Source organism: Kitasatospora sp. NPDC029312 (assembly GCF_055569215.1).
This window is the reverse complement of record NZ_JBVHXY010000058.1, coordinates 13,389-36,134: the sequence shown is the minus strand read 5'-3', so window position 1 is coordinate 36,134 and position 22,746 is coordinate 13,389. Positions and strand designations below refer to the sequence as shown.

19 protein-coding genes are annotated in these 22,746 nt (G+C 73.9%); 8 read left to right on the top strand and 11 right to left on the bottom strand.

The genetic code is table 11. From position 1 onward, the window contains the following. Positions 1–309: 309 nt before the first annotated feature. The 7 genes from ACZ4WV_RS32255 (at position 310) to ACZ4WV_RS32225 (ending at position 6,788) form a co-directional block, all read left to right on the top strand. Complete coding sequence (locus ACZ4WV_RS32255; protein ID WP_223886012.1) at positions 310–678, top strand: hypothetical protein; 369 nt, start codon at positions 310–312, stop codon at positions 676–678. 93 nt (positions 679–771) lie between these two features. Continuing rightward, positions 772–1,767, top strand: coding sequence for an ABC transporter ATP-binding protein (locus tag ACZ4WV_RS32250; RefSeq protein WP_465752195.1), 996 nt, complete (start codon positions 772–774; stop codon positions 1,765–1,767). Continuing rightward, the gene (locus tag ACZ4WV_RS32245) at positions 1,764–2,633 is read left to right on the top strand and encodes an ABC transporter permease (protein WP_465752194.1); all 870 of its coding nucleotides are present in this window, start codon (positions 1,764–1,766) and stop codon (positions 2,631–2,633) included. Before ACZ4WV_RS32250 ends, ACZ4WV_RS32245 begins: the two co-directional genes overlap by 4 nt. A 19-nt stretch (positions 2,634–2,652) precedes the next feature. After that, positions 2,653–3,846 (top strand): cytochrome P450, encoded by a 1,194-nt coding sequence (locus ACZ4WV_RS32240; protein ID WP_465752193.1) that lies wholly within the window; start codon positions 2,653–2,655, stop codon positions 3,844–3,846. After that, positions 3,843–5,069 carry a flavin monoamine oxidase family protein gene (locus ACZ4WV_RS32235; RefSeq protein ID WP_465752192.1) on the top strand — a complete coding sequence of 409 codons (1,227 nt, stop codon included), beginning with the start codon at positions 3,843–3,845 and terminating at the stop codon, positions 5,067–5,069. The genes ACZ4WV_RS32240 and ACZ4WV_RS32235 overlap by 4 nt, the downstream gene beginning before the upstream one ends. Before the next feature lie 11 nt (positions 5,070–5,080). Next, the gene (locus ACZ4WV_RS32230; RefSeq protein ID WP_465752191.1) at positions 5,081–6,022 is read left to right on the top strand and encodes a Rieske 2Fe-2S domain-containing protein; all 942 of its coding nucleotides are present in this window, start codon (positions 5,081–5,083) and stop codon (positions 6,020–6,022) included. After that, the gene (locus tag ACZ4WV_RS32225; protein ID WP_465752190.1) at positions 6,015–6,788 is read left to right on the top strand and encodes an alpha/beta fold hydrolase; all 774 of its coding nucleotides are present in this window, start codon (positions 6,015–6,017) and stop codon (positions 6,786–6,788) included. The genes ACZ4WV_RS32230 and ACZ4WV_RS32225 overlap by 8 nt, the downstream gene beginning before the upstream one ends. 63 nt (positions 6,789–6,851) lie before the next feature. On the opposite strand, the gene ACZ4WV_RS32220 is transcribed toward ACZ4WV_RS32225, so the two are convergent. From ACZ4WV_RS32220 to ACZ4WV_RS32200, 5 genes are all read right to left on the bottom strand, one after another. Then, positions 6,852–7,571, bottom strand: a complete 720-nt coding sequence (locus ACZ4WV_RS32220; RefSeq protein ID WP_465752189.1) for a G1 family glutamic endopeptidase — start codon at positions 7,569–7,571, stop codon at positions 6,852–6,854. Between the two features lie 669 nt (positions 7,572–8,240). Continuing rightward, positions 8,241–9,359, bottom strand: coding sequence for a recombinase RecA (gene recA, locus ACZ4WV_RS32215; protein ID WP_465752188.1), 1,119 nt, complete (start codon positions 9,357–9,359; stop codon positions 8,241–8,243). A 175-nt stretch (positions 9,360–9,534) separates the two neighbouring features. Beyond that, positions 9,535–10,743, bottom strand: coding sequence for an AI-2E family transporter (locus ACZ4WV_RS32210; protein WP_465752187.1), 1,209 nt, complete (start codon positions 10,741–10,743; stop codon positions 9,535–9,537). Between the two features lie 36 nt (positions 10,744–10,779). Next, positions 10,780–10,974, bottom strand: a complete 195-nt coding sequence (locus ACZ4WV_RS32205) for a DUF3046 domain-containing protein (protein WP_465752186.1) — start codon at positions 10,972–10,974, stop codon at positions 10,780–10,782. A 60-nt stretch (positions 10,975–11,034) separates the two neighbouring features. Further along, positions 11,035–12,651 (bottom strand): S8 family peptidase, encoded by a 1,617-nt coding sequence (locus ACZ4WV_RS32200; RefSeq protein ID WP_465752185.1) that lies wholly within the window; start codon positions 12,649–12,651, stop codon positions 11,035–11,037. A gap of 211 nt (positions 12,652–12,862) precedes the next feature. Between ACZ4WV_RS32200 and ACZ4WV_RS32195 the strand changes: the two genes are divergently transcribed. Continuing rightward, on the top strand, positions 12,863–17,641 hold the full coding sequence (locus ACZ4WV_RS32195) for an ATP-dependent helicase (RefSeq protein WP_465752184.1): 4,779 nt from the start codon (positions 12,863–12,865) through the stop codon (positions 17,639–17,641). 60 nt (positions 17,642–17,701) lie between these two features. Here the strand turns inward: ACZ4WV_RS32195 and ACZ4WV_RS32190 are convergent, their stop codons facing one another. The 6 genes from ACZ4WV_RS32190 to ACZ4WV_RS32165 all read right to left on the bottom strand — a co-directional run bounded on the left by ACZ4WV_RS32190 (position 17,702) and on the right by ACZ4WV_RS32165 (position 22,462). Beyond that, the gene (locus ACZ4WV_RS32190; protein ID WP_465752183.1) at positions 17,702–18,013 is read right to left on the bottom strand and encodes a hypothetical protein; all 312 of its coding nucleotides are present in this window, start codon (positions 18,011–18,013) and stop codon (positions 17,702–17,704) included. Between the two features lie 57 nt (positions 18,014–18,070). Further along, positions 18,071–18,439, bottom strand: a complete 369-nt coding sequence (locus ACZ4WV_RS32185; RefSeq protein ID WP_465752182.1) for a helix-turn-helix domain-containing protein — start codon at positions 18,437–18,439, stop codon at positions 18,071–18,073. A gap of 315 nt (positions 18,440–18,754) precedes the next feature. Next, positions 18,755–19,231 carry a CinA family protein gene (locus ACZ4WV_RS32180; RefSeq protein WP_465752181.1) on the bottom strand — a complete coding sequence of 159 codons (477 nt, stop codon included), beginning with the start codon at positions 19,229–19,231 and terminating at the stop codon, positions 18,755–18,757. 91 nt (positions 19,232–19,322) lie between these two features. Continuing rightward, entirely contained in the window at positions 19,323–19,961 is a 639-nt protein-coding gene (pgsA, locus tag ACZ4WV_RS32175; RefSeq protein WP_465752180.1) for a CDP-diacylglycerol--glycerol-3-phosphate 3-phosphatidyltransferase, read from the bottom strand. Further along, positions 19,958–21,463: a 30S ribosomal protein S12 methylthiotransferase RimO gene (rimO, locus tag ACZ4WV_RS32170; protein ID WP_465752179.1), complete on the bottom strand. Its 1,506-nt coding sequence runs from the start codon at positions 21,461–21,463 to the stop codon at positions 19,958–19,960. The genes pgsA and rimO overlap by 4 nt, the downstream gene beginning before the upstream one ends. Positions 21,464–21,559: 96 nt before the next feature. Continuing rightward, positions 21,560–22,462 (bottom strand): helix-turn-helix domain-containing protein, encoded by a 903-nt coding sequence (locus tag ACZ4WV_RS32165; protein ID WP_465752178.1) that lies wholly within the window; start codon positions 22,460–22,462, stop codon positions 21,560–21,562. Between the last annotated feature and the right edge of the window lie 284 nt (positions 22,463–22,746).

The following is a 22,746-nucleotide window of genomic DNA, read 5'->3' as shown; positions in this document are numbered from 1 at the left end:
GTACGCGCCCGCCGAATGCGTACGTACGCATTTCCGGTACGTATCCGGTCGGCATTCCCATGCGTATTCCGATACGTATTCTGATGCGTATTCAAGGGCGCGTGACGGCTGAAATCTACCGCACCGGCCGCATGTGCTCAATACTTAGACCGGGCACCGGAAGTGAGGTCTTGGCGGCCAATTGCGGCCGTGTCATTCTTCATTCGTCGGCGGCGCCGGGAAGCACCGGGGCACCAAGCAACAAGCACCGGGCACCGCAAGCATCGAGCACCGCCGGCACACCGGAAACCCGAGAAAAGGAATATTCTCATGGCTTTGGACCAGAGGAAGCGGGCCGAGTTCGTCAACGGCTACACCCGCGCCCTGATCAGCGCCTGGTCGAGCGAGGAGTACGCGGCCCGCCTGCGTACCGACGCCCGTGCCGCCCTCGCCGAGGCCGGCCTGGAACTCCCGGCCGACGCGGAGATCGTCATCGTCCAGACTGCCGCCGAGGGCGAGCAGGAGGGCAACCTCGAGGTGCAGGTGGAGCTGTACGAGATCGGTCTGGCGACCGGCCGTTACGAGTTCCACATCCCGGAGACTCCGCAGATCGACACCGCCGAGCTGAGCGAGGGCGACCTGTCGGACATCGCGGCCGGTGGCAACTCCTGCTGCTGCCCCTGCTGCTGCTGCACCTGATCCAGCCGGGAAACCCGCCCGCCGGGCAAGGCGCCCGGCCGGTCGACCTGAATGCCAGGTCGGCCTGAACACCCCACCAAGGAGCGATCCACAGTGGCGACTGCCGTCGGGGACCACCCCGTCTCAGTCCGCGGCCTGCGCAAGAGCTACGGCGACTGGCACGCGGTCCAGGGTCTGGATCTGGACATCTACCGGGGTGAGGTCTTCGCCCTGCTCGGGCCGAACGGCGCGGGCAAGACGACGACCGTCGAAATCCTGGAGGGGGTCCGCCAGCGAACCGGCGGTGACGTGCGGGTCCTCGGCTGTGACCCAGCCGAGGACCGGCGCGAGTGGCGCGCCAGGATCGGGGTGGTCCCGCAGACCACCGGCGCCTACTCGGACCTGACCGTCCGTGAGGTGGTCGAGCACTTCGCGGCGTTCTACCCGAACCCGCTGCCCGTCGGCCAGGTCATCGACATGGTCGGGCTGGGCAAGCACGAGAAGAAGCAGAGCACGGACCTCTCCGGGGGCCAGGCCCGCCGGCTCGACGTCGCGGTGGGCATCGTCGGCGACCCGGACCTGATCTTCCTGGACGAACCCACCACCGGGTTGGACCCGGTGGCTCGCCGGGAGGCCTGGGACCTGGTCCGCTACTTCTCCGAGCGCGGCCGCACCACCGTGCTCACCACGCACTACCTGGACGAGGCCGAGGCGCTGGCCCAGCGCGCCGCGGTGATCGTCGCCGGCCGGGTGGTCCAGTGCGGACCGCTGGCCGAGTTCGGCGGCCGTTCGCAGACTCCGACCACGGTCTCCTTCCGGATTCCGCCGGAGCTGGCCGGCCGTCCACTGCCGTCGCTGCCAACCGGGGCCCAGCCGGCCCCGGTGGGCGCGGACGGTCTGCTCAGGATCGCCACCCACGCCCCGACCGCGCTGCTCGCGGCGCTCGTCCCGTGGGCGCACCAGGCGGGCGTCGGCGAACTGCCCGAACTGCGGGTGCACCGGCCGACCCTGGAGGACGTCTACCTGGACCTGATCCGGGAGAACGCCGACGGCACCGACCGCGGCGCCGACACCAGCCAGAGCATCACCCACGAGGCGGGCAAGCGATGACCCTCACCCAGTCCACCGCGACCGCCCCCGGCGGCGCGACCGCCGAGACGCCCCGCCGCGCCGCCCGGATGCCCGGCATCTGGCGGGCCGGCGCGGCCCGCTCCAAGGTCGAACTGCGGGCGTTCTTCCGGAACAAGCAGTCGCTGGTCTTCACGCTGATGTTCCCGGTGATCCTGCTGGTCGTCTTCGGCTCGATCTTCTCCGGCAAGGTGGCCGGCACCGACACCGACCTCAAGCAGGTCTTCATGGCCGGCATCATCGCGGCCGGGGTGATGAGCACCGCCTTCTCCGGCCTGGCGATCAACATCGCGATCGAACGCGACACGGGTACGGTCCGCCGGCTCGCGATGACCCCGATGCCCAAGTCGGCGTACTTCGTCGGCAAGCTGGTGCGGGTCATCGTCACCACCGTCCTGGAGGCGGTGCTGCTGATCGGCATCGCGCTGGCCCTGTTCGGGCTGCCGCTGCCCAGCACCCCGGAGCGCTGGTTCACCCTCGGCTGGGACCTCGCGCTCGGCACCGTCGCCTGCGCGATGGCCGGCGCCGCCTACTCGGCGCTGATCCCCAACAGCCGGTCGGCGGCGGCGATCGTCACCCCGGTGTTCATGGTGCTGCAGTTCATCTCCGGCGTGTTCTTCCCGTTCGGCCAACTCCCGGCCTGGATGCAGACGGTGGCCGCGTTCTTCCCGGTCAAGTGGATGGCCCAGGGCTTCCGCTCGGTCTTCCTGCCGGACTCCTTCACCGCCGTGGAGCCGGCCGGGAACTGGGAGCTGGGACACATCGCGATGGTCCTCGTCGCCTGGTCGCTGGCCGGGCTGGTGCTGACCGCCTTCTCCTTCCGCTGGCGCGGACCCCGGGTCCGCTGAGACCCTCTCGGAGTTGGACATGACGACGGCGCCGGTGCGTCTGCCCGAGCACCTGATCCACCCCTTCGCCCCGGCCGGGCGGGCCGACCCCCACCCGGCGTACCGGTGGCTCCGGGCCAACGACCCGGTCCACCACGACGCCGCGTCCCGGCTCTGGCTGGTCACCGGGCACGCCGACTGCGCGACGGTGCTGCGCGACCCGCGCTTCTCCGCCGCGCAGGGCCAGCGCGAGCGCGCCCGCGACGACGCCCTGCCGCCGTCCATGCTCACCACCGACCCGCCGGACCACCACCGGCTCCGGGCCCCGGGGGCGCTGCTCCTGGGGCCGGCGGCCGTCCGCTCCCTTACCGACGGGCTCGCCGCCGACGTGGACGCGCTGCTCGACCGGCTGCCGGCGGGCGGCCGGGTCGACGCCGTCGCCGATCTCGGCCGACCGCTCGCCACCGCCGTGTACGCCCGCCTCTTCGGGCTGCCCGCAGGGGAGTCGAAGCGCTTCGAGGCCCTCGCCCGGGCCGCCTCCGTCAACCTCGACCCGATGGTGCCCCCCACCCGCGCCGCCCTCGGGCGCAGCGCGGCCGGCGCGCTCACCCACTACCTGGACGGGCACACCGCCCGGGCCACCGCCTCGGGCGTCCAGGTGCCGCTGACCGCGCTGGCCGCCGACGACCGGCTGAGCCGCGCCGAGATGCTCGGCATCCTCAACCTCGCCGTGATCGGCGGCTGGCAGCCGCTCGCCGAGTTCATCGGCAACGCCCTGCACCTGCTGCTGCCCGACCGTACGGCGGTCGCCTCGCTCGCCGGGGCCGACGAGGACGCCGCCCGGCTCGCGGTGGACGAACTGCTGCGGCTGGAGGCGCCGATCCCGTTCACCGCCCGGGTCACCACCGACCGGGTCGAGCTCGACGGCGGCGTGCTGCCACCCGGCGCCCGGGTCCTCGCGGTGCTCACCGCCGCCAACCGCGACCCGGAGGTCTTCGCCGAACCGGACGCGCTGCGCCTGGACCGCAGCCCCAACCCGCACCTGGGCTTCGGCGGCGGCCCGCACTTCTGCCTCGCCGCGCCCCTCGTCCGGCAGACCGCCGCGCTGCTGCTGCCGCGCCTGGTCGGCCGGTTCCCGGCGCTGCGGGGCCCGGCGGGCGCTCCCGACTGGGACCAGTGCCTGGTGCCGAGGAGGCTGCGGGCCCTCCCGATCGACCTCGGGGGAGAGCTGTGACCGCTGTGACCACGTACGACGTGATCGTGGTGGGCGCCGGAGCATCCGGCCTGAACTGCGCCCGACTGCTGTCCCGGTCGGGGCTGCGGGTGGTGGTCCTCGAGGCCCGGGAGCGGCTCGGCGGCCGCATCCACACCTTCCACCCCGCCGACGGCGGCCCGCCGCTGGAGCTCGGCGCCCAGGTGGTGCACGGGGAGCACAACCCGGTGCACGAGCTGGTCGGCCCGGACCGGACGGCCGCCGTGCCGCGCCGGGTCACCGCCCGGATCGTCGAGGACGGCGCCCACCGGGAGATGGGCCTGCTGAGCTTCGGCCGCCGGGCGCCCTGGCAGCTGGAGGCGATGCTGCTGCGCGCCCCCGGCGTCACCGGCCTGTCCGTCGGCACCTGGCTGCGGGCCCACGGCAGCACCGGCCCGGAGGCCGCGGCCGCCGACGAGTGGTTCCGGCAGAACTGGGCCGCGGAGCCGGAGGAGTTGAGCGCCGCCGGCGTCGCCCGGGCGCACGGCGGGGACGCGGTGGGCGAGGGCGAGTTCGCCGTCGAGGGCGGCTTCGCCCGGCTGCCCGAGCGGCTGGCCGAGGGCCTGGACGTGCGGCTCGGCGAGCCGGTCCGGGAGCTGACGTACCAGCCCGGACGGGTCACCGTACGGACGGCCGCCGGGACGGCCGCCGCCCGGACCGCGGTGCTCACCGTCCCGCCCACCGTCGTGGGCGCGATCGCCGGGCTGCCCGCCGACAAGCTGGCGGCCGCCGCTCAGTTGCCGCCGGGCGACGGCTACTGCGCCGTCGTGACCCTGGACCGGACCGCGCCCGACACGATCATCGTCTTCGACGTGGACGGCCGCAGCGGTTTCACCCGCTGCACCGCCGACCGACCGGAGGTGCAGCTCGTCGCCAAGGCCGGCGCCGCCGCCGAGCTGCGCGCGGCCGCCGGTGACGCGGCTCAGCTGGCGGCCCTGCTGGCCACCGCGCTGCCCTGGACCGCGGGCGCCACCGTCCTCGACCTCGCCGTCGCCGACTGGGGCCGGGACCGGTACGCCGGTGGCGCCTTCACCGCTCCGCGCGCCGGGCGGGAGGACGCCGCCCGGCAGTGGGCGGAGCCGGTGGACGGCACGCTGTTCTTCGCCGGCGAGGCGACGCTGACGGGCGAACGACTGCCCTGGGTCCACGGCGCCCTGGAGAGCGGCGAGCGCGCCGCCGAACAAGTCCTCAAGGCCCTTCGATGAACGTGAGTCCGATGTCCGTGCACCTCGGCTGGTACCTGCTGGCCTTCCGCTCCGAACTGACCGACGAGATCACCCCCTTGGCGATCGGTCCGCGCCGCCTGATCGCCGTCCGCGAGGGGGAGCGGATCCGCGTCCTGGACGCCTCCTGCCCGCACCGGGGCGCCCACCTGGGCTACGGGGGGCGGCGCGAGGGCGACTGCGTGGTCTGCCCGTTCCACGGCAAGCGGATCGACCTCGGTGACCCGTCCAAGCACTGGTCGGTCGCCGAACACCGGGTGCTGGAGTGGGGCGACGCGCTGTTCGTCCGGCTCTCGGACGACCCGGACGGCGATCGCGGCTTCGAGCGGGCGGTCAAGGACTGGGCGGACGAGTACCCCCTGGTCGCGGCCGTCAGCCTGCCGATCGCGGTGCCGTCGGAGTACGTGGTGGAGAACGCCTTCGACCCCGACCACTTCAAGGCCGTCCACGGGGTGCCCGGGAACCAGGGCATGGCCACGCGGCTCGGCGAGAGCGGCGAGCTGGTCATCGAGGGCAAGTTCCTGATGCAGACCTCGCCCTGGCAGGACGCCCGCACACTGGAGGAGATCCGCTGGGAGGCCGTCCGCACCGGCCGCGTCCGGTGGGACTACAAGCCGCGCTTCCACGCCCAAGCGTTCAGCCCCAACGTGGTGGTCACCGAGTTCGGCCCGGAGGCGGAACGGCAGGTGATCGTCACCGGCTCGGTGCCCACGGCGGACGGCGGCTGTGTCGCCCGGGTCGCCATCGGCGTGCGCGAGAACCAGCGCGCGGCGCTGCCCGCCCTGCTCGGCGGCAGCGAGAAGGCGCTCGCCGAGGACAAGGTGGTCTGGGAGCACCTGGACCACGCGATGACCCCGCGCTACGACGCCCGGGACGAGCCGGTGCTCGCCTTCCGTTCCTTCTGCGCCGACTTCTCCGGAGGCCAGGATGCCTGAAGGCCTGCACCTGCACCGCACCGGCAGTGGCCCGGTGGTGCTGTGGATCCACGGCTACACCATGGACTCCACCACCTGGCAGCCCCTGTGGGACCGCCTTCCCGGCTGGACCCACATCGGCGTGGACCTGCCCGGCCACGGCGGATCCGCCCCGCTCCCCCCGGGGCTGCCGCTCACCGCCCTGGCCGGGCAGCTGGCCGAGGTGGTGAAGGAGACCCGCGCCCGGTCGGTCGTCGCTCTCTCCTTCGGCTCCATGTCAGCCATCCAACTCGCCATCCAACAACCATCGTTGCTCGACCGCCTGGTCCTCGCCGCCCCCACCCTGGCCGGCACCCCCAACGAGGACTCCGCCCGCGTCCGCTACCGCCAACTGATGATGCTCCACCGCCTGGTCGGCCCCGGCGAACAGCTCGCCGACCTCTGGATGCAGTCCCCGCCCGACATCTTCACCGGCACCCAGCGCCATCCCGCCGTGCGCGCCGCCCTGCGCGAAGTCATCGCCCGCCACACCTGGGCCGAACTGGGCAACCGCGCCATGGACACCCTCACCGCCCACAGGCACACCGAGGACGACCTGCGCCGCATCGCCGCCCGCACCCTGGTCGTGCTGGGCGACGAGGACATGCCCGCCTTCACCCGCAACGCCGAACTCCTGCGCGACACCGTCCCCGACTGCCGCCTGGAGACACTGAAGGAGACCGGCCACCTCCCCCTCCTGGAACGCCCGGACACCTGCGCCCCGCTCCTCGCCGCCCACCTCGCCTGACAGCCGGACACCCAGCGGCCCGCCCCCTGCCAACGCAGGGAGCGGGCCGTTCCGGTGCGGGGGCTACTGGTGCAGGTAGGTGTCGGTGAAGCTGGTGCCGCTGGAGCCGAGTGCGCTGGTGCGGGCCTCGTAGGTCCCGTTGGAGCTGGGGTCGAGGGCGACCGGGCTGTAGGAGCCGAGGGAGTTGCCGTTGACGGTGGCCGAAGTGAAGCTCAATGTACCGAAGTTGGGGTAGGAGCCGGTCGGCGACTCGATGATGACCTCGGCGCTGGTCCGCTGGGCGGAGAGGGACTTGGTGGTGGTGTAGGTCCAGCCGCGCGTGGAGTCGGACAGCTTGAGGGTGTACCGGCTGCTTCCGGCGTAGGTCACCGAGGCGGTGATGTGGTCGCCGGCGGACACGGGGTACGAGCTGAGGCTCAGGTAGACCGGGTTCGCCGGGTACATCTCGTACCAGGCCTGGTTCACGGGGCTGCCGCTGGAGCAGTCGGTCGCCACCCCGGTCTGCTCGACGGTGGAGGAGCCGTACCCGTCGATGCCGACCCACGGGGCGTAGAGGTCGTTGGTGGAGTTGCAGGTCGCGCGCGGCTCGGTCCAGGACGCCGAGACCGAGGTGAAGCCGCTGCCCGTGGCGGCGTAGCCGCCCCAGTTGTAGCCGTTGGTGTTGTACTGCAGCGGGCGGAAGGACAGTCCCTGGGCGGCCACCGCGGTGGTCGGCGCGGCGGGGACGGCGAGAGTGGTGGCTGCTGCCGCAAGGGTGGCGAGGCGTATCAGGAACGTGCGCATGCTGGCTCCTTGGTGGGGGAAGGGCAGGCGGCTCACACGCCAGTTCGGGCCGTGGGGGCGGCCGTTGGGGGTGGCAGTCAGGATCGCCGACTGTCATGAGCGGAGCAAGGGGCGCAGCGAGAAGGTTGAGGAAGTAATTGCCTTGCTGAGGACAAGACATGACGTTGCCGCCGATGACGGGCGACTGCCGTCACGCACGAGGAGTGGGGGGGGGGGGGGGGGGGCGCCCCCCCCCCCCCCCCCCCCCCCCCCCCCCCCCCCCCCCCCTCGACCCCGCCTCGACCGCCTTCCGCAGGCCCGGAGGCGTCGAACTCCTCAGCCGCCAGCGCCGAACGGCGCCGACGACGGCCGGTCTGCAGCTCGGAGGCCGGGACCAACCCGAGCTCCTCGACCGAGGCCTCCGCCGCCCCCGGCCCGGACGCCGCGCCGCGCACCGCCCGGACCGGAGACCGGTCGAACTCCGGCTCCGCGCCGGATGCCCGCTGCGGGGCGGACGCGCGCTCCCGCCGCCCCTTCCGGGATCGCGACCGCGGCTCCGGCGCCGGCCCCCCTTCCGGCTCCGGTCCCTCCGCGACCGCGGCGAACCAGTCCGGCGGCCCGTCGTCGTCCTCGGGGCCCGCCGGGCCGCCGCCCACCGTGTCGTACCGCATGTCGTACCGCGTCAACGGCTCAGGCCTTGGCAGTCGCCGTCTTCTTGGCCGCGGTCGTCTTGGCGGCGGTCGCGGTGATCGGCTTGGCGGCGCCGTCGACGGCGGCGGCGGCCTCCGCTTCGACCTCGGCCGGCTCCTCGGTCTTGGGACCGATGCCGAGCTTGCCCTTGATCTTCCGCTCGATCTCGTCGGCGAGCTGCGGGTTGTCCCGCAGGAAGTTACGGGCGTTCTCCTTGCCCTGGCCGAGCTGGTCGCCCTCGTAGGTGTACCAGGCGCCGGACTTGCGGATGAAGCCGTGCTCGACGCCCATGTCGATCAGGCCGCCCTCACGGCTGATGCCGATGCCGTAGAGGATGTCGAACTCGGCCTGCTTGAACGGCGCGGCGACCTTGTTCTTGACGACCTTGACGCGGGTGCGGTTGCCGACCGCCTCGGTGCCGTCCTTCAGGGTCTCGATCCGGCGGATGTCCAGGCGGACCGAGGCGTAGAACTTCAGCGCCCGGCCACCGGTCGTGGTCTCCGGCGAACCGAACATCACGCCGATCTTCTCGCGCAGCTGGTTGATGAAGATGGCGGTGGTGTTCGACTGGTTCAGCGCACCGGCGATCTTGCGCAGCGCCTGGCTCATCAGCCGGGCCTGCAGACCGACGTGCGAGTCACCCATCTCGCCCTCGATCTCGGCGCGCGGGACGAGCGCCGCGACCGAGTCGATGATCACCAGGTCGATCGCGCCGGAGCGGATCAGCATGTCGGTGATCTCCAGGGCCTGCTCACCGGTGTCCGGCTGGCTGACCAGCAGGGCGTCGGTGTCCACGCCGAGCTTCTTGGCGTACTCCGGGTCGAGCGCGTGCTCCGCGTCGACGAAGGCGACCGTGCCGCCGGCCCGCTGGGCGTTGGCGGCCAGGTGCAGGGTCAGCGTGGTCTTGCCGGAGGACTCGGGGCCGTAGATCTCGATCACCCGGCCGCGCGGGATGCCGCCGACCCCGAGGGCGACGTCCAGGGCGGTGGATCCGGTGGAGATCACCTCGACCGGCTCATTGGCCCTCTCGCCGAGACGCATCACCGAGCCCTTGCCGAACTGCCGCTCGATCTGGGCGAGAGCGGTCTCCAGGGCCTTCTCGCGGTCCGTACCTGCCATGGCTTTTTCCCTCGGGTTCTGTGCTGTGCGCTTCATCGTCATCGACGCTAGCGCGTCCCACTGACAAACGAGCCCCACCCGGCTCGGCCTGTGGAAAACTCCTCGCCGGAGAGTACAAAGAACATCTGTTCGATTCAAGCTTCGCACGTCACCCGCCCCGCGGGGCCCGGACCCCTCAGCCGCCGTCGCCGCCGACCATCCGCCGCAGCCGCCGCGCCGCCTCCCGGCGCAGCTCCCGGCGGGCCCGCCGCTGCTCGCCCCGGTCGATCCGCGGGTCGGTGGCCACCTCGTACCGCCGCACGTACGTCCCGACGAAGCCCTGCAGGGTGGCCGCCGCCGGGATCGCGATCAGCGCGCCCACCGCGCCGAGCAGCGCCGCGCCCGCGATCACCGCCCCGAAGGCCACCGCCGGGTGCACGTCCACCGTCCTCGCGGTGATCCTCGGGTGCAGCACGTAGTTCTCGACCTGCTGGTAGACCACCGTGAACGCCAGCACCCACAGCGCGTCCACCGGCTCCACCGTGAGAGCCACCAGCACCGGCAGCGCGCCCGCCAGGTACGTCCCGATGGTCGGCACGAACTGCGACATGACGCCGACCCAGATCGCCAGCGCGGCCGCGTACGGCAGGTCGATCAGTTCGAACATCACCCAGTGCCCGGCCGCCGACACCACCGCCAGCACCGCCCGGGAGTACAGGTAGCCGCCCGTCTTGGCGAGCGCGATCTCCCAGGCCCGCAGCACCTCGCCCTGCTTCGCGGGCGGCAGCAGCGAGCACACCGTCCGGCGCACCCGCGGGCCCTCCGCGGTGAAGTAGAAGGTGAACAGCCCGACCGTGAAGGTCTGGAAGAGCCCGCCGATCAGGGTGGAGGAGACGCCCCAGACGTTGCCCGCGGCCTGCTGGGCGTATCCCTCTATCGTTCCGGAGTCCTTGAGCAGCCGCTTCTGCAGCTCACCCAGCGAGAGGTCCCGGTGGAAGGTCCGGTTGGCCCAGGCGATCAGGCTGTCGACCAGGTGCGGCAGGTCCCCGGCGATCTTCCCCACCTGGTCCACCAGCAGGGTCCCCAGCGCCGCCAGGAACCCCACCACCGCGACCGTGACCGCCACGAACACCAGGAAGGTGCCCACCCCGCGACGCACCCCGCGCGCCGCCATCCGGTCCACCGCCGGCTCCAGCGCCAACGACAGGAAGAACGCCACCAGCAGCATCACGAACAGGTCGATCAGCTGCCGGAACGCCCAGTCGGCGAGCTGGAACAGCCCGACCAGCACCAGGAACAGCACCATCGCCCGGGGCAGCCACCGCGGCATCCCGCCCCATCCCCGCCCGTCGTCGGCGACGGGCACCGACCCTTCCGCGCTCTTCCGCTCTTCGCTGATCGTCACCCGGACAGTCTGTCCCACCACCCCCGCCGCGAAGGCTCATCGCAACGAGGACGAGACCCCCTGCGTCTCGCAGACCACCCGCCAGACGTCCTTGGCCTCCCAGCCCGCCTCCAGGGCCTGGCGCACCGTCCGCCCACCCAGCTCGCTCATCACGTGGTCGGACGCGAACGACTCCGCGTACGCCTCCCCGAAGTGCGCGTACATCCGCCGCCAGAACTCCGTCAACCTCATGCCCCCAGTATCCCGGCCCCCCGCAGCACCCCCACCTCCGACGACCCCCGGCACCCGCCGTCACCGCGGCAGGGCCAGCACCCCCGCCCCGAGGTACTGCCGGTCCCCGCAGGCCCGGGGCCCCGCCGGACAGGCCCCCGCCGCCGACGCCGCCAACAAGCCCGCCAACCCGTCCGCCCCGAGCTCCGGATGCAGCGCGGCCGCCACCGCCACCGCCCCCGACACGTGCGCCGCCGCCATCGAGGTGCCCGCCAGCGCCGCGTACTGCCCACCGGGCCAGTCGGAGACGACCGCCCCCTGCGCCCCGCCGTCCGGGTCCCCTCCCGGTGCCGCCAGCGAGACGTGCCCGCGGCCGTAGTTGGAGTACGAGGACGGACGCCCGTCCCGGTTGACCGCGGTGACGGTGACCACGCCCGGGAGTTCCCCGGGGAGGCGGATGCACTCGGTGCCCAGGTACCGGGTGGGCGCCGGCCCCGAGACCCGGTCGTTGGGGCTGCGCTCGTCGGTCCGGGCGCCGCCGAGGTCCTGCCCGTCGTTGCCGGCCGAGGCGACCACCACGGCGCCCTTGCGCCGGGCGTAGCCGACGGCCCGGCCGACGGCCTCGATCAGCGCCGCCTGGTCCTGGTCCTCGGGGCAGTTGTACTTCCACGGGTCCGCGAAGTAGCTGTTGTTGATCGCCCTGGCCCCGTGGTCGGCTGCCCAGAGCGTGCCGCAGACGATGTTCTCCGCGTAGTACTGCCCCAGCGGCCCGAGCAGCCGGACGGCTGCGATCCGCGCCCCCGGCGCGACCCCGGTGACGCCGTGCCCGTCCCGGGCCGCCGCGATGATCCCGGCGACGTGGGTGCCGTGCCCGCTCTCCCCCATCCCGGGGTCGGGCCGCCAGGAGCCGGTCCGGGCGTCCGGGCGTCCGTCCGCGCAGGAGGCCGAGGCCTTCGGGTCGACGGCCGCCCGCAGGTCCGGGTGGGTGTCGTCCACGCCGGAGTCCAGTACGGCGACCAGCACCTTGCCCATCGCCTCGGCGCTCGGCGCCCCCGCGGCGGCGTCCCCGGTGCGCCCCGAGGGGGCCCCCAGCATCGCGAGGTTCCAGGCCCCGGACTCGGCCGGGTCGGGCACCGTGGGCGCCGCACCGTCCTGCCCGTCGGCGGCCCGCAGCCAGGCCGCGGAGCCACGGTCCCCGTCCCCGTCCGGACTCCTCCGCTCGATCCCCGGCCGGGCCCCGAGCCCGCGCCCGCGCCCGCGCCCGGTCTCGCCGCCGTCCGAGCTGCTCCGCTCCACGCCCGCCGTGAAGTCCCCCGCCCCTTCCACCGCCCGCGGCGGCCCCACCACCGGCGCGGTCCTGGTCGCTCCCACGGCGGCGATCCCCGGCCGGGTCCGCACCCGACCCGCGAAGCCGCCGGTCGCGTACACCAGCACCGCCCCGATCTGCGGGTACTCCTGCACCACCTGCCCGCCCGCCGCCCGGCTCTCCGCCCCGGCCCGGGCCGCGCCGCCGGCGTCCTGCCGCTCGGCCAGCACGAGGTAGCTCAGGTAGGCCCGCCCGGGCCCCGACGCGTACGGCACGGCGCCGCCGGCCACCAGCGCCGTGAGCAGCATCGCCAGCAGCGCCCGGGTCGGCCCGCAGACCCTGCGGCGGCGGACCGCGCGGGCGGGGCCGCAGGACTGGTGCGCCTGCGCCATCCGCGGTCTCCGCTCGTCCGGTCCGGTGAGGTCACGGCATGCGGCCACGGCTGTCCGGCGGCGGCCACAGGTTGATCACATGTCCGTTTCATCACCATATGAGCCGGTCATCATTCCCGCCCCCTCAGCTACACCTCCCGCTGCACCCGATCAGTGTCCGCCGCCCCGCGCCCGCGCCCCGCTTGTCAGTCCCACCCGGCACCATGGGGACATGGCGCCCCAGCACTCGACCCCGCCGGCCGACGAGCCGCCGGCCGACGTCCCCCAGGCCGACGACCCCCTGGCCGGATTCGCCCCGGCCACCCGGGCCTGGTTCACCGGTGCCTTCTCCGCCCCCACCACCGCCCAGGCCGAGGCCTGGCGCGCCATCGGGCGCGGGACGGACGTCCTGGTGGTCGCCCCCACCGGCTCCGGCAAGACGCTCGCCGCCTTCCTCTCCGCCCTCGACCGGCTCAGCAGCACCCCGCCCCCCGCCGAGACCAAGCGCCGGTGCCGGGTGCTCTACGTCTCCCCGCTCAAGGCCCTCGCGGTGGACGTCGAACGGAACCTGCGCGCCCCACTGACCGGCCTGCGCCAGGCCGCCGTCCGCCTCGGCCTGCCCGAACCGGAGGTACAGGTCGCCATCCGGTCCGGCGACACCCCGGCCGCCGACCGCCGCCGCTTCGCGACCCACCCGCCGGACATCCTGATCACCACCCCCGAGTCGCTCTTCCTGCTGCTCACCTCCGCCGCCCGGGAGTCCCTGCGCGGCATCGACACGGTGATCCTGGACGAGGTCCACGCCGTCGCCGGCACCAAGCGCGGCGCCCACCTCGCGCTCACCCTGGAGCGGCTGGACGAGCTGCTGGACCGCCCGGCCCGGAGGATCGGCCTCTCCGCGACGGTGCGCCCGGTGGAGGAGGTGGCCCGCTTCCTCAGCCCGCAGCGCGGCGGCGTCATCGTCCAGCCCGCCGCCGCCAAGCAGTTCGACCTCTCGGTGGTCGTCCCCGTACCCGACCTGGACGACCTGCCCGCGGCCCCCGCCACCGGCGGCGCCGCCGGGAGCGACCCGCAGCGCCAGGCGTCGATCTGGCCGCACGTCGAGGAGCGGATCGTCGACCTGGTCGAGGCGCACCGCTCGACCATCGTCTTCGCCAACTCCCGCCGCCTGGCCGAGCGCCTGTGCAACCGGCTCAACGAGATCGCGCACGAGCGCGCCACCGGCAACGCCTTCCCGGAGGCGCACGCCCCGGCCCAGCTGATGGGCGGCTCGGGCGCCGCCAAGGGCGCGCCCGCGGTCATCGCCCGGGCCCACCACGGCTCCGTCTCCAAGGAACAGCGCTCGCTCGTCGAGGAGGAGTTGAAGGCCGGTCGGCTGCCCGCCGTGGTCGCCACCTCCAGCCTGGAACTGGGCATCGACATGGGCGCCGTGGATCTCGTCGTCCAGGTCGAGTCCCCGCCCTCGGTCGCCTCCGGGCTGCAACGGGTCGGCCGGGCCGGCCACCAGGTCGGCGCCGTCTCCACCGGCGTCTTCTTCCCCAAGTACCGGGGCGACCTGGTGCAGTCCGCCGTGGTCACCGAGCGGATGCGGGCCGGCCGGATCGAGGCCCTGCGCATCCCGCGCAACCCGCTGGACGTGCTCGCCCAGCAGTTGGTCGCGATGACGGCCCTGGACACCTGGCCGGTGGACGACCTGCTCGCGGTGGTCCGCCGCGCCGCGCCGTTCGCGACCCTCCCGCAGTCCGCCTTCGACGCCGTGCTCGACATGCTGGCCGGCCGCTACCCCTCGGACGCCTTCGCCGAGCTGCGCCCCCGGGTGGTCTGGGACCGGGTCGCCGGAACGGTCACCGGACGCCCCGGCGCCCAGCGCCTGGCCGTCACCTCCGGCGGCACCATCCCCGACCGCGGCCTGTTCGGCGTCTTCATCGCCGGCACGGACCCCAAGAAGGGCGGCGGCCGGGTCGGCGAACTCGACGAGGAGATGGTCTACGAGTCCCGCGTCGGCGACGTCTTCACGCTCGGCACGACCTCCTGGCGGATCGAGGACATCACCCACGACAAGGTGCTGGTCACCCCCGCCCCCGGCATCCCCGGCCGGCTCCCGTTCTGGAAGGGCGACTCCCTCGGCCGCCCGCTCGAACTCGGCCGCGCCCTGGGCGCGTTCACCCGCGAGCTGGGCGCCCTCCAACCGGAGGCCGCCACCGAGCGCCTCAAGCGGGCCGGCCTGGACGACTGGGCCGCCGCCAACCTGCTGGACTACCTCGCCGAGCAGCGCGCCGCCTGCGGCCACCTCCCGGACGACCGCACCATCGTGGTCGAGCGTTTCCGGGACGAGCTCGGCGACTGGCGGATCGTCATCCACTCCCCGTTCGGCGCCCAGGTGCACGCCCCCTGGGCCCTGGCCCTGGGCGCCCGGCTGCGCGAGAAGCACGGCCTCGACCCCCAGGTGATGCACGCCGACGACGGCATCGTGCTGCGCCTGCCCGACGCCGACCTGTTCGCCCCGGACTTCGACTTCAGCAGCCCCTCCGCACCCTCCGGCACGGCCTCGGACGCAGCCCCGGACGAGGCCCCGGTCGGCGCCGACGCCGCCCTGTTCGACGCCGGCGAGATCGAACAGCTGGTCACCGACCAGGTCGGCGGCTCCGCCCTGTTCGCCGCCCGCTTCCGCGAGTGCGCCGGCCGCGCCCTGCTGCTCCCCCGCCGCAACCCCGGCCGCCGCACCCCGCTCTGGCAGCAGCGCCAGCGCGCCGCCCAACTCCTCGAAGTCGCCTCCGAGTACGGCTCGTTCCCGATCGTCCTGGAGGCCGTCCGCGAGTGCCTGCAGGACGTCTTCGACGTCCCCGGCCTGGTCGAGCTGATGGGCGACCTCGAGTCCCGCGCGGTGCGCCTGGTCGAGGTCACCACCCCCGAGCCCTCGCCCTTCGCCCGCTCCCTGCTGTTCGGCTACGTCGCCCAGTTCCTCTACGAGGGCGACTCCCCCCTCGCCGAGCGCCGGGCCGCCGCCCTGTCGCTGGACTCCCGGCTGCTGTCCGAACTCCTCGGCCAGGCCGAGCTGAGCGAACTGCTCGACCCGCAGGTGCTCGCCGAGCTGGAGGCCGAGCTCCAACGCCTCACCCCGGAGCGGCGGATCAAGGACGCCGAGGGCGTCGCCGACGCCCTGCGCCTGCTCGGCCCGCTCACCGAGGCCGAGTTGACCGTCCGCGGCGCCGAACCGCTCTGGGCCCTGGAGCTGGAGGCCGCCCGCCGGGTGATCCAGGTCCGGATCGCCGGCGAGCAGCGCTGGGCCGCGATCGAGGACGCCGGACGGCTGCGCGACGCGCTCGGCACCCCGCTGCCGGTCGGCGTCCCCGAGGCCTTCACCGAACCGGTCAAGGACCCCCTGGGCGACCTGCTGGCCCGCCACGCGCGCACCCACGGCCCGTTCACCGCCGCCGAGGCCGGCGCCCGCTACGGCCTCGGCACCGCCGTCGTCACCGGCACCCTGCACCGGCTCACCGCCGCCGGCCGCCTGGTCCAGGGCCAGTTCCTGCCACCCGTCGCCCGCCACCAGCCCTCGCCGGAAGCACCCGGCGCCGCCGCTCCCGGCCACGCCGCCCCCGAGTGGTGCGACGCCGAGGTGCTGCGCCGGCTGCGCCGCCGCTCGCTGGCCGCCCTGCGCCAGGAGGTCGAGCCGGTTCCGCCGCGCGCCCTGGCCGCCTTCCTCCCGCAGTGGCAGCACCTGGCCGGGCACCGGCTGCGCGGCCCGGACGGCCTGCTCCGGGTGGTCGAACAGCTCCAGGGCACCGCCCTGCCCGCCTCCGCCCTGGAGAAGCTGGTCCTCCCGGCCCGGCTCACCGACTACTCCCCGGGCCTGCTGGACGAACTGATGGCGGCCGGCGAGATCGGCTGGTGCGGCGCCGGCGCGCTGCCCGGCAAGGACGGCTGGCTCAGCCTGCACCTGGCCGAGAACGCCCACCTGCTGCGCCCCGAGCCCGTCCCGCCGACCCTCACCCCGGTGCACAGCGCCCTGATGCAGGCCCTGGCCGGCGGCTACGGCCTGTTCTTCCGCCAACTGGTGCAGCAGCTTCCGGAGGACACCCCCGAGCCGGAGGTCGTCGAGGCGCTCTGGGACCTGGTCTGGGCGGGGTACGTCACCAACGACACCCTCGCCCCGCTGCGCGCCCTGCTCGGCTCCGGCCGCACCGCGGGCGCCACCGCCCACCGCGCGCCGCGAGCCACCCCGCGCGGCCGGTACGGCGGCGCCGGCCGCGCCTTCGGCCGGGTCGGCGGCGCCGGGCGCAGCGGCCCGGTGACGGTGGTCGGGCGCTGGTCGCTGCTGCCCGGCTTCGCCGCCGACCCGACGGTACGGGCCACCGCCCAGGCGCAGAGCCTGTTGGACCGGCACGGCCTGCTCACCCGGGGGACGGTGGCCGCCGAACGGGTGCCCGGCGGCTTCGCCGGGGTCTACCGGGTGCTCGCCGCGATGGAGGAGCGCGGCCGGGCCCGCCGGGGCTACTTCGTGGAGGGCCTGGGCGGCGCGCAGTTCGCCATGGAGGGCGCGGCCGATCGGCTGCGCTCGGTGAGCGGCCGGCTGGAGCGGGCCCGCACCGCCGAATGGCCGGCCGCCCCGACCGCGGAGCCGCCGCAGCTGCTGGTGCTGGCCGCCGCCGACCCGGCGAACGCCTACGGCGCCGCCCTGCCCTGGCCCGAGCCGCCCACCGCCTCCGACGGCAAGGAGTCCACCGCCCATCGACCGGGCCGCAAGGCGGGCGCCCTGGTGGTCCTGGTGGACGGCGAGCTGGCGCTGTACGTGGAGCGGGGCGGCAAGTCCCTGTTGGCCTGGCCCGAGGACGGGGCGACCCGGGCGCTGGCCGCCGGGGCGCTCGCCGACGCGGTCCATGCGGGCGCACTGGGCAGCGTCACGGTCGAGCGGGCCAACGGCGAGCCCGCGCTCGGCTCCGAGCTCGGCCGCGCCCTGGAGGACGCCGGTTTCCACGCCACCCCGCGCGGCCTGCGGCTGCGTCCCTAGCGCGGACGGGAACGGCGGAGGCCGCGGGGTCAACGACTCCGCGGCCTCCGGCCACGTCGATCACCCGATCGAAGGCGGTTGTGCCTCCGCCCGGCCCAGCGGCTTGCCCGCGCGGCGACGGCGTCCGCGTCGCACCGGCCCGGTGGCGTTCCGGTCGGCGTGGACCGGGATGAGACCGAGCCCCCAGCCGCCGGCCGCCAGCAGTCCCAGCACCGCACCGTCGGTCAGCTGCTCCCGGACGGCCGGGAGCCAGAAGGCGAGTCCGGCCGCGAGGATCACCAGGACCCATCGGGCCGGCCAGGGGACCGCGCGTCGCGCCTGCAGCCGTATTCGGGCCAGGGCCACCGCGCGCACCGTCACGAGTCTTCGCACGACTGCCCTCCTCCGCTCGTCCCGGGCATCGGAGGAGCCCGGGTTCCGAGGCCGGAGTCAGGCGGCGACCACGTCCATCGCGGCGGACTTGGGCGAGAGGTTCGCCCGGTCGGTGCCGGGGGCGGGCAGCGGAACCGGTTCGAGTACCGGCCTCAGCAGATCACCTTCGGAGAGGGTGGCCATCGCCGCAAGTTCGGCGAGCGACAGTTCGTCGCTGACCTCGCGCATGACCTCGGACATCCGGACGTCGAGTGCGTCGCAGATGGCGGAGAGCAACTCCGAGGAGGCCTCCTTCTGTCCCCGCTCCACCTCGGAGAGGTACCCGAGCGAAACCCTGGCGGCCGCCGACACCTCGCGGAGTGTGCGGCCCTGGCGCTGGCGCTGCCGACGCAGTACATCGCCCAGTAGGCGACGGAGCAGGATCATCGGTGCCTCCCTCCTCGGACTGCGGATCGAGATGTCACGCCCCCACCGTACCGCCTTGCCCGCTTCGCGTGCGGGGACCCCGGTCGTGTTCACTCTGGGCTGCAAGGCCGTCCCCCTCCTCGTTCCGGTGTCACCTCCGGGTTCGCGGGCCCCTCGTGGTACCCGTTGCGGCCCACCCGGCCACCGTCACGCAACTCGTTCGCCACCTGGTTTCTGCCCAACCAGGACCTTGGATGTAACACGATCCTCCAGCTGTGCCATACCCGCTCGCCAGTTCGACGGACCTCGATCCGGCGGAGAACCTGCGGCGGGCTCCTAGCGAGCGAGCCGGACGACCAGCAACTCCAGTGCGGCGGTCACCGCACCGTGACGGATTGTGGCACGGTCGCCCGACAGCAGGGGCGAACTGACCAGAGTTCCCCCCGGGCCGGCCACCGCGAGGTGTACCGTGCCGACCGGCTGACCGTCCTGCGGCTCCGGACCGGCCACGCCCGTCGTCGCGAGCCCGTACGTGGCTCCCAGCAGCCCGCGCACGCCCTCGGCCATCTGCCGGGCCACCACCGGGTGGACCGGGCCGTACACGTCCAACAGGCCCTCGTCGACACCGAGCACCGAGGCCTTCAGCTCGGTCGCGTAGGCGGTGACCGAGCCCCGGAAGGTCGCGGACGCCCCGGGGACGTCCACCAGGGCGGCGGCCAGCAGCCCGCCGGTCAGCGACTCGGCGACGGCCAGCGTCCCGCCCTGGGCCCGCAGGGCGGCGTGCGCCCGCTCGGCCAGTCCGTAGTCCGTCACCAGATCTCCCCCGTCGTTCACGAACCCTCCGCTCACGAGCCGCCGCTCACGAGCCCGCTGCTCGAGTGCCCGCCGCTCGCCGCTCCGCCGCTCAGCGCTCCGTGCGCTGCGCGGCCCTCCCCTCGCGGCGCAGTCGCACCGCCTGCCCGATGTAGTCCAGCGCGGTGCCGACGGTCAGCAGCACCGCCAGGCCCATCAGCACCGCCCGCCCGGTGGCCAGCCAGTCGGTCAGGGGCAGGACGTACATGCCGACCGCGGTGCCTTGGGTCAGCGTCTTGAGCTTGCCGCCGCGGCTGGCCGGGATGACCCCGTAGCGGATCACCCAGAAGCGCATCAGCGTGATGCCGAGCTCGCGGGCCAGGATCACCACGGTGACCCACCAGGGCAGGTCGCCGAGCAGCGAGAGGCCGATCAGCGCCGCGCCCATGATCGCCTTGTCGGCGATCGGGTCGGCGATCTTCCCGAAGTCGGTGACCAGGCCCTTGCGACGGGCCAGCTCGCCGTCGAACAGGTCGGTGATCATCGCGATCGCGAAGGCGGCCCAGGCGACAGCGCGCCACTTGGGGTTGTGCCCGCCGTCCGCGAACAGCAGCGTCACGAAGACGGGCACCAGGAGCACCCGGACCATCGTGAGCACGTTGGCGATGTTCCAGATACCCGGCGCCGGCGGAAGGGCGGCCGCCGGTCTGCCCGGGTGGGCCGCGGCCGGGGCGCCTGGCCCCTTGGTCATTCCCCGGCTCCCGGAGCCTCGGCCCCCGACGTCCCGGGCAGTCGCACCTGTTCCAGCGCCTCGGCGATCAGGTCGACTCCTTCGCTGGCCACCACGGTGGCCCGCCAGAACTGGCCGACCCGCGGGTCCTCGACGCCGGTCAGGGTGGTCAGGCCGTCCGTCTCCGGGGCCTGGTGGGCGGAGCGCCCCTCGACCACCCCGTCCTCGACGGACTCGATCAGCACCTCGACCTCGGTGCCGATCCGCTGCTCGGCCCGCTGGGCGGTCATCTCCTCGGCGAGGCGGCTGAGCCGGCTCACCCGGTCCGCGACCACGTCCTCGGGCAGCTTGCCGTCGTAGCCGGCGGCCTCGGTGCCCTCCTCGTCGGAGTAGCCGAAGACGCCGATCGCGTCCAGCCCGGCGTGGGTGACGAAGCGTTCCAGCTCGGCGTAGTCCTCCTCGGTCTCCCCGGGGAAGCCGACGATGAAGTTGGACCGGGCGCCGGCCTGCGGGGCCTTGTCGCGGATGGTCCTCAGCAGCTCCAGGAACTGGTCGGTGGAGCCGAAGCGGCGCATCCGGCGCAGCACGGCGGGCGCCGAGTGCTGGAAGGACAGGTCGAAGTAGGGCACCACGTCGGCGGTCCCGGTCATCGCGTCGATCAGACCGGGCCGCATCTCGGCCGGCTGCAGGTAGGAGACCCGCACCCGCTCGACGCCCTCGATCGCGGAGATCTCGCCGAGCAGCGTCTCCAGCAGCCGGATGTCGCCGAGGTCCTTGCCGTACGAGGTGTTGTTCTCGCTGACCAGGACGATCTCGCGGACGCCCTGCCCGGCCAGCCACTGGGCCTCGTGCAGCACGTCGGAGGGGCGGCGGGAGATGAACGAGCCGCGGAAGGCCGGGATGGCGCAGAAGGAGCAGCGCCGGTCGCAGCCGGAGGCGAGCTTGACCGAGGCGACCGGGCTGTCGTCCAGCCGCTTGCGCAGGGTGCGCGGGCCGGAGGCGGGCGCGAGGCCGTCGGGCAGGTCGGCGATCGGCTCGGCGGCGGCCTCCGCGCCGTGGCCGGGCAGGGCGACGGCCTCGGCGGCGGACTGCCGCTCGGCCGGGCTGATCGGCAGCAGCTTGCGGCGGTCGCGGGGGATGTGCGGGGCGTGGTGGCCGCCGGAGAGGATGGTCTGCAGGCGGTCGGAGATGTCCGCGTAGTCGTCGAAGCCGAGCACGCCGTCCGCCTCGGGCAGGGCGTCGGCGAGCTCCTTGCCGTACCGCTCGGCCATGCAGCCGACCGCGACGACGGCCTGGGTACGGCCGTGACCCTTGAGGTCGTTGGCCTCCAGCAGGGCGTCCACGGAGTCCTTCTTGGCGGCCTCCACGAAGCCGCAGGTGTTGACGACGGCGACGTCGGCTTCGGCGGCGTCGTCGACGAGCAACCAGCCGTCGGCCTCCAGTCGCCCGGCGAGTTCCTCGGAGTCCACCTCGTTGCGGGCGCATCCGAGCGTGACAAGGGCGACAGTACGGCGTTCAGGCATAGGCCCAAGATTAACGCGCGGCCTCCGGTGCCGTTCGCCCCGGAGTCCGCGCGCCATGGATCAGGTGATCGTCACCGGCCCCGCCGGCGCCTGTGGTCAGCCCGCCTGCGGGTCTCCGGGGGTGTACGTGACGTGCACCACCTGGCCGTCCTTGCCGAGGAGGCCCAGGTCCTTGCCGTTGACGTACGCGTGCACGGCCCCGCCGTTGCCGAGCACCAGCTTGATCTGCTTGGGGTCGGTAAAGGTCTGGTCCTGGCCGTCGCTGATGTTGTTCTGGAACAGCGACTTGCCGCTGCCGTCCATCGCGGACACCCAGCTGGTGCCCTCGGCGACCAGCTTCACGGTGACCTTGTCGGCCGGCACGGCGGCGATCGCGGCGGCGCTCGGCGCGGGCGCCGGCGGCTGGACGGTCGGTGTCACGGGGGCGACGGAGCCGGTGCCGGAGCCGCTGGGCAGCGGGGCGCTGGCGGAGCCGGTGGTGCTCCGGCCGTCCTTGCCGTTGACCAGGTTGAAGCCGATCAGCGCGACCACCGCGACGATCGCGGCGACCATGGCGGCCGTCCAGTTCGGCCGGCTGCGGCCGGGCACCTTGATCGGGCCACTGTCGATCAGCTGGGTGGCCGGGCTCTTGGCGGCCGGCGAGCCGCCGTGCGCGGCGTCGTAGCGGGCGACCAGCTCTTCGCCGTCCACACCGACCGCGCGGGCGATCGAGCGGATGTGCCCGCGGGCGTAGAAGTCGCCGCCGCAGCGGCCGAAGTCGTCCTCCTCGATGGCATGGACGATCGGCACTCTCACACGGGTGGCGGTACTCACCTGGTCCACCGTGAGTCCCGCCTCGATCCGGGCGGCGGACAACACCCGGCCGATGCTCGGGGCATCGGCCGCCTGCACCTCGTCGTCGGTCGGCGCGGCGGACGAGTCGGCCGGCTCGACGGACTCGTCGGTCGGCGCGACGGACGACGGGGCGTTCTCGCGGTCGGGGGACTTGCCGATGGTCACGGGGCACGCCTTTCGAGCGGATGGCCACCTGCTGGAGAACAGTCTAGGGGCGCGGGCGGATCGTTTCTCAAGCGGAACGGGCCCGAATGCGCGCGCCCGCCGCACCCGGGGGCCGGCCCCACGCTGACCGGTCGTCAACGGGGGCGGGCGCAGGCACCCGGGGGCCGCTTTTCGGCCAGTGACGCGGCGTACGGACATTCGGTTCCTCGGGGCTCTTCTACCCTCCTCCGAACGAGTGAACGCTCTCGGAGGGCGCGGCCCGTCAGCCTCACGGCGACGTCCCC

Bases quoted from the DNA above. Each gene is read 5' to 3' on its own strand.
- ACZ4WV_RS32255 (WP_223886012.1), top strand. From the start codon at position 310: ATGGCTTTGGACCAGAGGAAGCGGGCCGAGTTCGTCAACGGCTACACC.
- ACZ4WV_RS32245 (WP_465752194.1), top strand. From the start codon at position 1,764: ATGACCCTCACCCAGTCCACCGCGACCGCCCCCGGCGGCGCGACCGCC.
- ACZ4WV_RS32240 (WP_465752193.1), top strand. From the start codon at position 2,653: ATGACGACGGCGCCGGTGCGTCTGCCCGAGCACCTGATCCACCCCTTC.
- ACZ4WV_RS32230 (WP_465752191.1), top strand. From the start codon at position 5,081: ATGTCCGTGCACCTCGGCTGGTACCTGCTGGCCTTCCGCTCCGAACTG.
- ACZ4WV_RS32225 (WP_465752190.1), top strand. From the start codon at position 6,015: ATGCCTGAAGGCCTGCACCTGCACCGCACCGGCAGTGGCCCGGTGGTG.
- ACZ4WV_RS32220 (WP_465752189.1), bottom strand. From the start codon at position 7,571: ATGCGCACGTTCCTGATACGCCTCGCCACCCTTGCGGCAGCAGCCACC.
- recA (WP_465752188.1), bottom strand. From the start codon at position 9,359: ATGGCAGGTACGGACCGCGAGAAGGCCCTGGAGACCGCTCTCGCCCAG.
- ACZ4WV_RS32205 (WP_465752186.1), bottom strand. From the start codon at position 10,974: ATGAGGTTGACGGAGTTCTGGCGGCGGATGTACGCGCACTTCGGGGAG.
- ACZ4WV_RS32200 (WP_465752185.1), bottom strand. From the start codon at position 12,651: ATGGCGCAGGCGCACCAGTCCTGCGGCCCCGCCCGCGCGGTCCGCCGC.
- ACZ4WV_RS32195 (WP_465752184.1), top strand. From the start codon at position 12,863: ATGGCGCCCCAGCACTCGACCCCGCCGGCCGACGAGCCGCCGGCCGAC.
- ACZ4WV_RS32185 (WP_465752182.1), bottom strand. From the start codon at position 18,439: ATGATCCTGCTCCGTCGCCTACTGGGCGATGTACTGCGTCGGCAGCGC.
- pgsA (WP_465752180.1), bottom strand. From the start codon at position 19,961: ATGACCAAGGGGCCAGGCGCCCCGGCCGCGGCCCACCCGGGCAGACCG.
- rimO (WP_465752179.1), bottom strand. From the start codon at position 21,463: ATGCCTGAACGCCGTACTGTCGCCCTTGTCACGCTCGGATGCGCCCGC.